Here is a 12405-nt window from a genome sequence, read left to right as displayed (position 1 = left end):
AGAATAATTGAACGCAGATAAACACAGATAAAGATAGACAATCAAAAATCAAAATATGATACTTTCAAACAACATCCTGTAAATCCTATAATCCTGGACATCCTGATTCTGACAAATTAAAATATTAGTACACCACAAGTAAAATCAACATCCCGTAAATCCTAAAATCCTGATTCTGACAAAAAATGCTATATCTCCAAGTAGAAAATATTACTAAACGATGAGACACCCAAAACTAGAAGAAATTATGCAGGAATTGTGTAATAACTTGCTTGAAACATACCAAGATCAACTAATTGCAGTGATTCTTTTTGGTTCTCAAGCGCGTGGTGATGCTACTCCTGATTCAGATTTTGATGTATTAATTATACTTAAAGATTTAGTGCAAGCAACCAAAGAAATTGAAAAAATTGGCTTTTTTCTTAGTCCCCTTTGTTTAAAATATAGTGTAGTAATTTCTAACCTATTTTACTCCCTCAGTCGTTTTGAAAAAGAACAAACAATGCTAATCCAAAATATCAAAAAAGAAGGTATTTATTTTTATGAACAAAGAACAAGAGTTTCTAGTGCAAAAAGCTCAAGATAGTCTGCGTGCAGCTAAAATTTAGCTGGTGAAAATCTACCTGATTTTGCTGCTTATCGTGCCTATTATGCCATGTTTTATATAGCTGAAGCATTCCTGGTAAGTGAAAATCTCAGTTTTAGCAAACACTCCGCTGTAATTAGTAAATTTGGCGAACTTTTTGCCAGAACTGGTAAAATTGATCCTAAATTTCACCGTTATCTAATTGATGCAGAACAGATACGTTTAAAGGGAGATTATGATCGCTCTGAACGTTTAACTAATGGTAATCTAACAGTAATATCAAGAATAATCGAACACAGATAAACGCAGATAAACACAGATAAAAATGGACAATCAAAAATCAAAACATGATACTTTCAAACAACATCCTGTAAATCCTAAAATCCTGGACATCCTGATTCTGACAAATTAAAATATTAGTACACCACAAATAAAATCAAAATCCTGTTAATCCTAAAATCCTGGATATCCTGATTCAGACAATAATATAATTATTTCGTAGCAACTATTTTGATTATCAAGCGATCGCTACAGTAAGATCAATTATGATTCTGCACTATTATTACAGGGTTAGTGATGGTGTCATTTCTTCCTTATCATTATCAAATTTTTAGTTGGGTTGCGCTTTCGCTTAACCCAACCTACCATTTTTTAACTTTACTTTACGCAAAGACACAAAAAACACTTTGCGCCTTTGCTCCTTTGCGCCTTTGCGCGAAACAAAACTTAACTAGGTTGAACCTTATCCAGCAGCGTCAGGTAATGGTTTTTTGGGTGTTGCCAGTTGCATGATGATTTCTAGTAACCAAGGGGCGAGACGTTGGCATAATACGGCTAGGTGAGATTGCCAGCCTACTAGGATTTCTGCGGTATCGTTTTCTATGCCGATAACGAGGGCTTGGGCGACTTGTTCGGGTGTCATGGGGATCACTCCTCGAAATGATTGCAAGTCACGCACCATGTCTGTTTCCGTCAGAGAAGGGAGTAAGGCGATAACACGGACATTGTGTTGGGCAAGTTCTTGACGTAGTGCCTGGGTAAATCCGACAATGGCAAACTTAGTGGCGGAATATGTGGCCATTGTCGGGGCGGCAACTTTCCCCATTAAACTGGAGACATTGACAATGATCCCCCTTTTTTGACTAACCATGCGTTTGGCTATCAAGTTGGTGAGGGTGTACATTCCCATCAAATTGACGGAGAGTTCTTCTTGCAGTTGGGGAAGTTTTGATTGCAGAAATGAGTTTTGATGTGCGACTCCGGCACAATTTACGAGGAGATGAATGGGTCCATAACTTCGCCAAAGTTGGGCTATGGCTATGTTGACGTTGATTGAGTGAGTTAAGTCTAAGGCCATGATTGTAGTTTCTACGCCCAGGGCTTCGATTTGGGCGGCTACTTCGGCTAACTTTTGGCGATCGCGTGCTACCAATATTAACCTTTTCATGCCCTGTTTGGCTAATTCTAATGCGATCGCTTTACCAATGCCACGGGAAGCCCCGGTAATGAGTGCAACTTTTCCTTGAATCTTCATCGGTTTTCACCTCTAAATTCTTCATTTTTCATCTTCCTTTTGCCTTCTTGGCAATCAACAGGGAAGACGATTGATGAACGGTAAACAAAAATCAAATTTCAATTCAGCGACAGGAACGAAGATACTTTTTCTGCTCATCTGCAATACCCCTTTATTGCTTCTCAACAGCAGAAATTCCTCGTTGTCAGGATTGTTTAATCAACATAAAAGACTGTTGGCAGGATGGATAAAGCTCATTGATTTTACCTCTCTATTTGCTCCGAGCATTCACCAGTGCTGTCGTACCTACACACATTAGCAACTAAATCAAGTTCTGGCAATCTTTTTTAATCAGGATTTCTGAACAGTCGTTTTCCTAAAGTATATATATCGCGATCTTAATTTATATAAGTTTTTATGAATAGTGAGCAATTCATATCATGATCCCCTCACAATTGGTTGATTTTTGTGACAACGAACACATTTTGTAACTTATTCAAGACAATTAATCTGTTGCATTTATAAAGTATTAGTTATATTTTTCAGGAAAATAATGGCTAACGTCACGCTATCAGCACCAATTTATAGACATAGGAAAATAATTATTAGCAAAAGTGAATACTATATTTCTCCCTCAGAATATTTAGAAGCTGAGAAATCTAGTGAAATTAAACATGAATATATTTATTGATGATCAAGTTTACGCAATAACAGACGCTAGAGCATTAATATCAAATTATATATGCTGCGAAGGAATTTATTTTATGATTCATCAGAGTTAAAATTTACCTTGTCATAAATATCAGCCAGAGAAATTTGACAAGAAACAGAAGTTAAATTCAAAGTATCGTTAATGTCTTCATATTCTAAAAACATCCATTTTTTATGATCAGTTTTAACGTATTGTTCAACGTGCATTGTGTATTGGTCAATTAAAATATATTCTTGAAAACTAGCAATAGTCCGATAAGCTGCAAACTTTTCATCTCTATCATAACCTTTGGTAGATTTTGATAAGACTTCAGCAATCATCACTGGATTAGTAATAGTGTCATTTCTTCCTTCTGCAAACACTAGGGGAGTTTGGACAACCATGACATCAGGATAAGTATGAATCCGTCGTTTAGGAATCCAAAGCCGTTGGTCAGTATAATAGACTTCGTAAGGCTGACGCTTGAGGGCAAAATGTATGGCAACATATAAATTACCAGCTATTTTATTATGATTTGGTGTTCCGCCTGTCATGGGGATAATTAATCCATCAATATATTCGTGACGTAGTTCTGAATTTACCTCAAATTCTAGATATTCTTCAGGTGAACAGTAGCGTGTTTCTTGTGCAATAGTCATGATATTTAGATATTCAATTGTAGGTTGTTATATTTATTCAAGTTGTGTTTTTGGTTTCATCAGCTTTCACTTTTTGGTGAACCATATAAATAGTAATCTAAATTTTTTGACATATCAGATGGTAGCTTTTTCCATTCTGTTTGATGAATTTGGCTAGTAATATTATCAATTAAATTTCACAAAGATGGGGATGATAAGTTATTGGTAACATCTCCAGTTGGATTCTCGGAAGTTATTTGCTTAAACCTGTTTCTAATGAATAGTAAGAAATTTAAGACTTCTTCAATTAAAAAATCCTGTGCTTGAGTAATTTCTTTGATTAGTTCTTCTTTTGTTGTCATGACTTCACCTTGTTTACTTCATGATTTATATCATTTTTAGCTGCATAATTTTGTTTAATTCTTTGTTGAAGATCACCAAATACCTTGCGACGTTCACGTTGTGAAATTTGAGATATTTCGTAATTTATATCATCACTTGCATGATAACGTTTACGTAGTGGACGTACATAAGTTATATGAGCAGTTGGTTGATTTTCATCGCGTTGATTCTCATACCATTGATTAATCAAAGAAACAATATCATTTATTGCCTCTTTGGTTAATTCTCTAAATTCTGGACTTCTATTAAATTTTAATTTGTTACTGTTTTCGTTATTAAGAATTGGTTCGCTAATCCATTTATAGTAGCCATTATCATTGTCGAGGGTAAAGAAAAATAGACATATTGGAAAATTACACTTTTTGAATCGTGATTGCAGAACATCTACATCTGCTCCTTCTATATTGAAAACAGCATCATTTTGAATTATTTTAGGTGTGGACTTTACAGCTTTTATTTCCACACCAAAAAGCCTATTAATATCCTCACCATTTTTGCTAATTGAAACCAGAATATCTAAATCATGGTCTTTTTTATCTCTATAAACAATTAAATCATCCCGATCAGTTAAACAGACTATTGCTAAAGCTTTTGAACGTAAACCAATATACCAAAGTTGTTCAGTTTGCATTGTTTTATCTCCATTGTTGATCAGTAAATTGAGAACTTAAAATTTTCTGTGTATTCTGTGTGTAAGGTTGCCAAAAATTGTTAACTTCATCCCAAAGGATTTCTCTATTTTGTTTATTAATAGGAAAATTAGTAGATAGACTTGAGAGAGATGTTAAATTTTCACCATTAGCAGAAACTAAATAACCTTCTTTTTTAATTTCATCAATCCCTGCCTGCTATATAAGTTGGTGCTAGATAAGATGCTATACCAATTATAGATTCCTTTTCTACTTTCACCTTCAGACGTTTATCTTTTTTACTATAACCTTGCCTAGTAGTTTTGACTTGTACAAAGAAATAGGGAATATATGAACCTGCACCTACTAACTCCACAATAAAATCAACATACTGCCATTTATCTCCTAAAAACTGCGGCTTAAAAATTGGACTAGTATCAAGGTGAAATTTAGTGATTAAAACTTCAAATATCCTCTCACCTCTTTGTCCTAGTGCATCTCTCATTTTCTTATATATACCCCTATCATAATTCAAGTTATAGTTTTCTTCACACAATATAGGGTAGGCAATTTTGCCCACCCCATACAGACTTTACACAGTTATGAAAAACTAACCTAAATTAATTCCCTTCCCGCAACTTATCCAACACACTACGATCTTCCAAAGTCGAAGTATCCCCCGATATTTCCTGTCCTGATGCCAAATTCCGCAGCAAACGCCGCATAATCTTACCAGAACGGGTTTTAGGCAAAGCATCAGTAAACCTGATTTCACCAGGACGAGCGATCGCTCCAATCTCATTGACAACGTGCTTTTTCAGTTCCTTACTCAACTCCTCACTGGCTTGATAAGTCCCTTCCAAAGTCACAAAAGCCACAACTTCCTCACCCTTCAAATCATCCGGTTTACCCACCACCGCAGCCTCAGCCACCGCCGGATGAGACACTAGGGCAGATTCTACTTCCATCGTCCCCAAGCGGTGTCCAGAGACATTCAGAACATCATCCACGCGCCCCATGACCCAGAAATAGCCGTCCTCATCCTTTCTCGCCCCATCACCAGCGAAATACGTATAATTACCATTTGTGGGCGGAATATGTTCCCAGTAAGTCCGCCGGAAACGATCAGGATCACCGTACACAGTCCGCATCATTCCCGGCCAAGGATGACGAATTGCTAAATAACCACCTTCATTATCAGGGACAGAATTCCCATCTAAATCCACCACATCCGCAATAATACCGGGGAATGGGAGAGTGGCTGAACCTGGTTTAGTGGCAATTGCCCCAGGTAGAGGTGTAATCATAATCCCACCTGTCTCCGTTTGCCACCAAGTATCCACAATTGGACAGCGTTCACCACCAATGATTTTGTGATACCACATCCAAGCTTCGGGGTTAATGGGTTCACCTACACTTCCCAGTAATCGCAGAGAAGAAAGATTACGTTTTTTAGGATGATGTTCACCCATTTTGATAAAGGCGCGAATTGCCGTTGGTGCAGTATAAAAAATATTAACACCGTATTTCTCAATTACATCCCAGAAACATCCAGGATTAGAAGCACGGGGCGCACCTTCATACATGAGAGTGGTTGCCCCGTTGGAAAGGGGTCCATAAACTATATAGCTATGTCCCGTAATCCAACCGACATCGGCAGTACACCAATATACATCAGTATCTTGAAGATCAAAAATCCATTTGGTGGTGATATGGCTGTATAAGTTATAACCGCCTGTGGTATGGACTACTCCTTTCGGTTTGCCTGTACTACCGGAAGTGTAGAGAACAAACAACATATCTTCGCTGTCCATTGGTTCTGCGGGACAATCAGCAGAAACGCCTTTTTGTAAATCGTGCCACCAATGGTCACGTCCTGCTTCCATTTGTATTGTTTGATTTGTGCGCTTGACAACTAGCACATCTGTAATGCTGGGGACTGCATTGTTTTCTAAAGCCTTGTCTACCTGTTCTTTGAGGGGGACAATTGCATCTTTGCGCCAACCACCATCCGCTGTGATCACTAACTTTGCTTCCGCATCATTTAAGCGATCGCGCAAAGCTTCAGCACTAAAACCACCGAAAACAACGCTGTGAGGTGCGCCAATTCTCGCACAGGCTAACATGGCAATGGCAGCTTCGGGAATCATCGGCATATAAATCCCAATGCGATCGCCTTTTTTTGCTCCTAGCTGCTTTAATACATTTGCAAACTGGCATACTTCCCGATGCAATTGGGCATAAGTCAGCGTCCGTGAATCTCCCGGTTCTCCTTCCCAAATCAATGCAGCTTTATTTTTCCGCCAAGTAGTGAGATGTCTGTCAAGACAATTGTAAGAAATATTAATCTTACCGTTGACAAACCACTTAGCAAAAGGTGGTTGCCAATCTAGGACAGTGTCCCATTTTTGAAACCAGTGTAACTCAGTTTCCGCCAATTCTGCCCAAAATTGTTGAGGATCTGCTTTGGCTTTGTCGTAAAGTCGCTGATAATCTGCTAAACTTTTGATCTGGGCATTTTCTGAAAATTCACTGCTAGGCGGAAATAGCCGCTTTTCCTGTAAAATGGATTCTATGGTTGGTTGAGACATAATGATGGATGCAAATGATAATGATATTGTGACTGAAAACTATTTTTAACGAAGTTGTGCTGAGTGTAAAGATTATTTACTGATCTGCTCAACTAGTCCTACTCTAGTCCGACAATTAGTTAATGCTGAATTATTCAGTACACCCTAAGATAAAATAATGATCATGTTTTTAACAACCTTATTTACCGATTTAGTAGGATATCACTCTTTAGATGCTGTGTTAGTGTTTTACAATAGGGTATAGTTTGCAAGCCAGAGAAATTAAGGATAAACTAAATTTACTAATCGAGCAAGCCGCTGAAATAGATCCAAGTCTCACGATAAAATTAAGAGATATCAACCGTTGGATTAAACATATCAAGCTTGGTTCACTGATATCCAAACCCATCGTTGTCGCTTTTTTATTAGAAGTAATTACGGACTCTAAGGTTTGGTTAGCAATTAAATCTTTACCTTCAGAGGAAGAGCAAAAACTCCAGTTTGAGCAAATGACCGCCAATGAAAGATATTGGTACAGTTGTCTATTTCCTAAATGGATAAACGCCACAGATACCAAATTTTATATTTGGAAGAAAAAAATGATGGCGGGGGAATTTAATCAGGCTGATAGTGATATCATTAAATATATAGCTCAGGATGTTGTTCATCGAGAAGGGGATTTTTGGCGGCGTTATATAGCTGACCTTTCTATGGCAACAGACCTGATAGTTAGCAATCACCAAAATAAACCACTCTGTATTCAAGTTACCAGTGTCAGTGAAGAATTTCATAACACCAAGTATCAAAAGTGGCAAAATTCACTGCAATTGTGGGAAATAGAAAGAGGATTATTTCTCAGTTACAATCCCCAAGACAATGATTTTATTCATCAGCTAGTCAATGTTGCACTGTATAACAGTGATCATCTTGCGGAAGGGAAGTATATGAATTTTTCCTGATTCCCGAATATTGAAATCGAAATCTGTGTCCTAGCTAACATCATTAATCCGCTGAAAACACCATTTATGGTTAACCAACAACAGACTAATAATAGCGCTCAACTCGAAAACCTGACAGAAGCGTTAGCAGCAGCTCGGAATATGCAGCAAGATTGGTTAAATTATGGACTAAATTTTGTTCATATTTATGTCGAAGATGTGGAAGGTGATTGGCTAGAAACCTGGGGAGATGATGAAATATCTAATCCTTTATTTGATTCTATTAAAGACTTTTTAGTTAGTGATGATGATGTGGCTATAAAAATCAGAAATTATGTGGGAGATACATCATTGTTTGATTTAGCAGTAGATTTAGAAGAATGTTTGAGAATCTCTAGAGAAAATGACAAAATATCGGCTGTGAAAGATGTGTTAGTAAGTGATATTGATCTTGATATTGATAATTTGGAATTATTGGATTTAGCTAGTTATTTTGTCAACAAGTGTTGTCACAAAAATTCAGAACCTAGAATTGTTGAAGTATAGTTTTCGAGAGTTTCAGAGAGTTTCAGATCCCCGACTTCTTAGAGAAGTCGGGGATCTTGTTTGTGGTATATAATGTTTTAGCTAAAAACTGTACAAGCTAACAGTTATCGGTGTGAAAATTTTATACTATACATCTTGGCACAAAAGATGTCAAAGCTGCTATTGTTTATGCAGTACGAGTAAATAGAAAATCGGAATCACCATAAAGCGATAGGTTTAGTAATCTATAGTAACCCCATATATCCTAAAATTAAATCATGTACAGTAGCAGCAATATGGAAAAACTACAAACCGCCTCCAGACAGGCAGAAATAGAAGCAACTTTCATCACACTTGCCAATCAATGGCGGGAAGAAAATCGTGGTATATCATCAACTAACCAAATGTGTATGCACCCTGCCTATCAACAAATTATAGGCATGGGTGAAGTCGTCATACCTCTACTGCTAAGAGAGCTTGAAAAGAAATCTGGACGCTGGTTTTGGGCATTAAAATCTATTTCCAGAGAAGATCCTGTACCTCCAGAGTACAGAGGAAATACAGAAAAAATGACTAAAGCATGGCTCGAATGGGGAAAGCAAAGGGGCTACAATTGGTAAGTAATAACGCCTGGGTTAACTATGTAAAAACATTTATTGAACGAGATTTTCCTAACCTAGTCATCCACGGATACAAGCTTACAAGCCCAGATACAACAGATTACAATTGTGTTGCTTGGGCAGCAGAAGACGATCAAAATTGGTGGTGGCCAGATGCTCAAAATGAAGAATACTGGCCTCCAGATGTTCCTAGAGAGGAGACCATTAACGCTTTTGAGCAAGCATTTCAAACTCTTGGTTATGAAGTCTGTGAAGATGATACTTTAGAACCAGGATTTCAAAAAATAGCAATATACGTTAATTCCAATAAAACACCAACCCACGTTGCTAGACAATTACCTGATGGTAAATGGACAAGTAAGCTAGGTCAAGACGAAGATATAGAGCATAATAATTTACAAGGTTTAACTGGTAATCCTGGTTATGGTGAAGTTACCTGTATTATGAAAAGACCAATTTGAAACTAGAAGAATAGTTAAAAAAGCGATCGCTTACTTGACTTCAGATATATCATACTCGGTTAATTACTCCCTTCCCAGCACAAGATATTAACTAAAAACTGTTAATTTAAAATCCCCTTATTTTACCAAATACTAATATGTCATTTGTTCCTTTACATATTCACAGTGATTACAGCTTGCTTGATGGTGCTAGTCAACTACCAGAATTGGTAGATCGAGCGATCGCATTAGGAATGAAAGCGATCGCCCTCACAGATCATGGTGTCATGTATGGGGCAGTTGAACTCATTAAAATCTGCCGCAGTAAGACTATAAAGCCAATAATTGGCAACGAAATGTATATCCTAAACGGTGATATTGACAAACAAGAACGCCGTCCCAAATATCATCAAGTCGTATTAGCCAAAAACACTCAAGGCTATAAAAACTTAGTTAAAATCACCACAATTTCCCATCTTCAAGGAGTACAAGGTAAAGGCATTTTTTCCCGTCCTTGTATTAACAAAGATTTACTCAAACAATATCGTAAAGGTTTAATAGTTACTAGCGCTTGTTTAGGGGGAGAAATTCCTCAAGCAATTTTGAGTAATCGGCCAGATGCAGCCAGAAAAGTTGCTAAATGGTATAAAGAAGTATTTGGGGAAGATTTTTATTTAGAAATTCAAGATCATGGTTCTCAAGAAGACCGGATTGTGAATGTAGAAATTGTCAAAATTGCCAGAGAATTAGGGATTAAATTTATTGCTACAAATGACTCCCATTTTATTTCTTGTTTTGATGTAGAATCCCATGATGCCTTGCTATGTATTCAAACCGGCAAACTCATCAGCGAAGATAAAAGAATGCGATATAGCGGCACAGAATACCTCAAATCATCAGAGGAAATGCACCAGTTATTCCGTGACCATTTACCCGATGATGTCATTGCTGAAGCCATAGCTACAACCGAAGAAATTGCCGATAAAGTTGAACCTTATCACATCATGGGTGATCCCCAAATTCCCACACCCCAAATACCTTCAGGACATACAGCAGATACCTATGCAGAAGAAGTTGCTTGGGACGGACTTTTAGAAAGATTAAAACGCAAATCTCGCACCGAAGTAGATCCAGTCTATAAAGAAAGATTGGAATATGAATTAAAAATGATTCAACAAATGGGATTTTCCACCTACTTTTTAGTAGTGTGGGACTACATCAAATTTGCGCGAGATAATAATATTCCCGTCGGTCCAGGACGGGGTTCTGCGGCAGGTTCTTTAGTAGCTTATGCCATGAAAATTACGAATATTGACCCCGTACATCATGGCTTATTATTTGAAAGATTTCTCAATCCTGAACGCAAATCAATGCCGGATATTGATACAGATTTCTGCATTGATAAACGAGATCAAGTCATTGATTATGTAACTAATAAATATGGTGTTGATAGAGTTGCCCAAATCATCACTTTTAACCGTCTGACATCAAAAGCAGTGTTAAAAGATGTCGCTAGAGTGTTAGACATTCCCTATGGGGATTCTGACAAAATGGCGAAAATGATTCCTGTAGTTCGGGGTAAACCCACAAAACTGAAAGTGATGATTTCCGATGAAACTCCCGAACCAGAATTTAAAGCCAAATATGATAATGATCCCACTGTACGGCGCTGGATTGACATGGCCATGCGAATTGAAGGAACTAACAAAACCTTCGGGGTTCATGCTGCCGGTGTCGTTATTTCCGCAGAACCATTAGATGAACTCGTTCCTCTACAACGAAATAATGATGGTTCTGTAATTACTCAATATTTCATGGAAGATTTGGAATCATTGGGATTATTAAAAATGGACTTTTTGGGTTTGCGGAACTTAACCCTAATTCAAAAAACCATTGATTTAATTGAACAAAGTAAAGGATATCGAATTGATCCTGATGAAATTACCGGACAGGAAAGAAAAGCACAAAAAATATTAGCTAAAGGTGATCATACTAACTTACCAAAAGACGTTGCTAAAGCTTATTCATTATTAGAAGCAGGTGATTTAGAAGGGATATTTCAATTAGAATCTTCAGGAATGAAACAGATAGTCCGAGATTTAAAACCTTCAAACATTGAAGATATTTCTTCCATTCTAGCACTTTATCGCCCAGGACCATTAGATGCAGGATTAATTCCTAAATTTATTAATCGTAAACATGGTAGAGAAGAAATCGAATATGATACTCAAATTTTAGAACCAATATTAAATGAAACCTACGGAATCATGGTTTATCAAGAGCAAATTATGAAAATTGCTCAAGATATGGCTGGTTATAGCTTAGGACAAGCTGATTTACTCCGTCGGGCTATGGGTAAAAAGAAAGTATCAGAAATGGAGAAACAAAAGCAAAATTTTATTGATGGTTCGGCAAAAAATGGTGTAATACCCCAAGTTTCTGAACATTTATTTGGGGATATGTTGAAGTTTGCCGAATACTGTTTAAGTTATGACACAGAAATTTTAACCGTTGAATATGGTTTTTTAGAGATTGGGGAAATTGTTGAAAAACAGATTGAATGTAAAGTTTATACTATTGATAGTAATGGAATGCTTTATACTCAATCAATTGCCCAATGGCATAATCGGGGACAGCAAGAAGTTTATGAATATTTGTTAGAAAATGGCGCAATTATTCGCGCTACAAAAGACCATAAATTCATGACTGAAGCCGGGCAAATGTTACCAATTGATGAGATTTTTGCCCAAGGTTTGGATTTATTACAGGTGGGTGTTGCTGAATGAAAGGATGAATTTTTTTTCACGCAGAGGCGCAGAGTCGCAGAGAGTAGGAGCTTGCAAAATGTAATTG

At 37.1% G+C, this 12405-nt stretch carries 14 protein-coding genes; 8 read left to right on the top strand and 6 right to left on the bottom strand.

Annotated elements, in window-relative coordinates; genetic code table 11:
• Nucleotides 1–268: 268 nt before the first annotated feature.
• Together FJR09_RS11930 and FJR09_RS11925 are read left to right on the top strand one after the other, a co-directional pair.
• Nucleotides 269–586, top strand: a complete 318-nt coding sequence (locus FJR09_RS11930) for a nucleotidyltransferase domain-containing protein (RefSeq protein ID WP_168654090.1) — start codon at nucleotides 269–271, stop codon at nucleotides 584–586.
• Nucleotides 587–655: 69 nt separating this feature from the next.
• Nucleotides 656–889: a hypothetical protein gene (locus tag FJR09_RS11925; RefSeq protein ID WP_015083668.1), complete on the top strand. Its 234-nt coding sequence runs from the start codon at nucleotides 656–658 to the stop codon at nucleotides 887–889.
• A 439-nt stretch (nucleotides 890–1328) separates the two neighbouring features.
• Here FJR09_RS11925 and FJR09_RS11920 read toward each other — a convergent pair whose 3' ends face one another.
• Nucleotides 1329–2120 (bottom strand): SDR family oxidoreductase, encoded by a 792-nt coding sequence (locus FJR09_RS11920; protein ID WP_168653152.1) that lies wholly within the window; start codon nucleotides 2118–2120, stop codon nucleotides 1329–1331.
• A 532-nt stretch (nucleotides 2121–2652) separates the two neighbouring features.
• Between FJR09_RS11920 and FJR09_RS24445 the strand changes: the two genes are divergently transcribed.
• Nucleotides 2653–2790: a hypothetical protein gene (locus FJR09_RS24445; protein WP_174783290.1), complete on the top strand. Its 138-nt coding sequence runs from the start codon at nucleotides 2653–2655 to the stop codon at nucleotides 2788–2790.
• A gap of 71 nt (nucleotides 2791–2861) precedes the next feature.
• On the opposite strand, the gene FJR09_RS11910 is transcribed toward FJR09_RS24445, so the two are convergent.
• From FJR09_RS11910 to acs, 5 genes are all read right to left on the bottom strand, one after another.
• Nucleotides 2862–3449, bottom strand: a complete 588-nt coding sequence (locus tag FJR09_RS11910) for a Uma2 family endonuclease (protein ID WP_015083670.1) — start codon at nucleotides 3447–3449, stop codon at nucleotides 2862–2864.
• A gap of 176 nt (nucleotides 3450–3625) precedes the next feature.
• Nucleotides 3626–3790, bottom strand: a complete 165-nt coding sequence (locus FJR09_RS25200) for a DUF2281 domain-containing protein (RefSeq protein ID WP_235082101.1) — start codon at nucleotides 3788–3790, stop codon at nucleotides 3626–3628.
• Complete coding sequence (locus FJR09_RS11905; protein ID WP_015083671.1) at nucleotides 3787–4461, bottom strand: DUF4365 domain-containing protein; 675 nt, start codon at nucleotides 4459–4461, stop codon at nucleotides 3787–3789. The genes FJR09_RS25200 and FJR09_RS11905 overlap by 4 nt, the downstream gene beginning before the upstream one ends.
• 203 nt (nucleotides 4462–4664) lie before the next feature.
• Complete coding sequence (locus tag FJR09_RS25195) at nucleotides 4665–4964, bottom strand: DUF4365 domain-containing protein (protein WP_254433100.1); 300 nt, start codon at nucleotides 4962–4964, stop codon at nucleotides 4665–4667.
• A gap of 115 nt (nucleotides 4965–5079) precedes the next feature.
• A complete protein-coding gene (acs, locus tag FJR09_RS11895; protein ID WP_168654089.1) occupies nucleotides 5080–7050 on the bottom strand; it encodes an acetate--CoA ligase in 1971 nt (656 codons plus the stop codon).
• Between the two features lie 245 nt (nucleotides 7051–7295).
• Between acs and FJR09_RS11890 the strand changes: the two genes are divergently transcribed.
• The 5 genes from FJR09_RS11890 (at nucleotide 7296) to FJR09_RS11870 (ending at nucleotide 12338) form a co-directional block, all read left to right on the top strand.
• Nucleotides 7296–7988, top strand: coding sequence for a hypothetical protein (locus tag FJR09_RS11890; RefSeq protein ID WP_015083673.1), 693 nt, complete (start codon nucleotides 7296–7298; stop codon nucleotides 7986–7988).
• Between the two features lie 66 nt (nucleotides 7989–8054).
• The gene (locus FJR09_RS11885) at nucleotides 8055–8513 is read left to right on the top strand and encodes a hypothetical protein (RefSeq protein WP_168634370.1); all 459 of its coding nucleotides are present in this window, start codon (nucleotides 8055–8057) and stop codon (nucleotides 8511–8513) included.
• Between the two features lie 275 nt (nucleotides 8514–8788).
• Entirely contained in the window at nucleotides 8789–9112 is a 324-nt protein-coding gene (locus FJR09_RS11880; protein ID WP_041458610.1) for a hypothetical protein, read from the top strand.
• Nucleotides 9073–9573 (top strand): hypothetical protein, encoded by a 501-nt coding sequence (locus FJR09_RS11875; RefSeq protein ID WP_246863061.1) that lies wholly within the window; start codon nucleotides 9073–9075, stop codon nucleotides 9571–9573. The genes FJR09_RS11880 and FJR09_RS11875 overlap by 40 nt, the downstream gene beginning before the upstream one ends.
• A gap of 137 nt (nucleotides 9574–9710) precedes the next feature.
• Nucleotides 9711–12338, top strand: a complete 2628-nt coding sequence (locus FJR09_RS11870; RefSeq protein ID WP_168653154.1) for a DNA polymerase III subunit alpha — start codon at nucleotides 9711–9713, stop codon at nucleotides 12336–12338.
• Nucleotides 12339–12405: the final 67 nt, after the last annotated feature.

The organism is Dolichospermum sp. UHCC 0406, from assembly GCF_009712025.1.
GTDB lineage: Bacteria > Cyanobacteriota > Cyanobacteriia > Cyanobacteriales > Nostocaceae > Dolichospermum > Dolichospermum lemmermannii.
Note: the sequence above shows the minus strand (reverse complement) of the source record. Positions and strands in the feature narration are given on the sequence as shown.

Bases quoted from the DNA above. Each gene is read 5' to 3' on its own strand.
- FJR09_RS24445 (WP_174783290.1), top strand. From the start codon at position 2,653: ATGGCTAACGTCACGCTATCAGCACCAATTTATAGACATAGGAAAATA.
- FJR09_RS25200 (WP_235082101.1), bottom strand. From the start codon at position 3,790: ATGACAACAAAAGAAGAACTAATCAAAGAAATTACTCAAGCACAGGAT.
- acs (WP_168654089.1), bottom strand. From the start codon at position 7,050: ATGTCTCAACCAACCATAGAATCCATTTTACAGGAAAAGCGGCTATTT.
- FJR09_RS25195 (WP_254433100.1), bottom strand. From the start codon at position 4,964: ATGAGAGATGCACTAGGACAAAGAGGTGAGAGGATATTTGAAGTTTTA.
- FJR09_RS11875 (WP_246863061.1), top strand. From the start codon at position 9,073: ATGGCTCGAATGGGGAAAGCAAAGGGGCTACAATTGGTAAGTAATAAC.
- FJR09_RS11885 (WP_168634370.1), top strand. From the start codon at position 8,055: ATGGTTAACCAACAACAGACTAATAATAGCGCTCAACTCGAAAACCTG.
- FJR09_RS11880 (WP_041458610.1), top strand. From the start codon at position 8,789: ATGGAAAAACTACAAACCGCCTCCAGACAGGCAGAAATAGAAGCAACT.
- FJR09_RS11870 (WP_168653154.1), top strand. From the start codon at position 9,711: ATGTCATTTGTTCCTTTACATATTCACAGTGATTACAGCTTGCTTGAT.
- FJR09_RS11920 (WP_168653152.1), bottom strand. From the start codon at position 2,120: ATGAAGATTCAAGGAAAAGTTGCACTCATTACCGGGGCTTCCCGTGGC.
- FJR09_RS11905 (WP_015083671.1), bottom strand. From the start codon at position 4,461: ATGCAAACTGAACAACTTTGGTATATTGGTTTACGTTCAAAAGCTTTA.
- FJR09_RS11910 (WP_015083670.1), bottom strand. From the start codon at position 3,449: ATGACTATTGCACAAGAAACACGCTACTGTTCACCTGAAGAATATCTA.
- FJR09_RS11925 (WP_015083668.1), top strand. From the start codon at position 656: ATGTTTTATATAGCTGAAGCATTCCTGGTAAGTGAAAATCTCAGTTTT.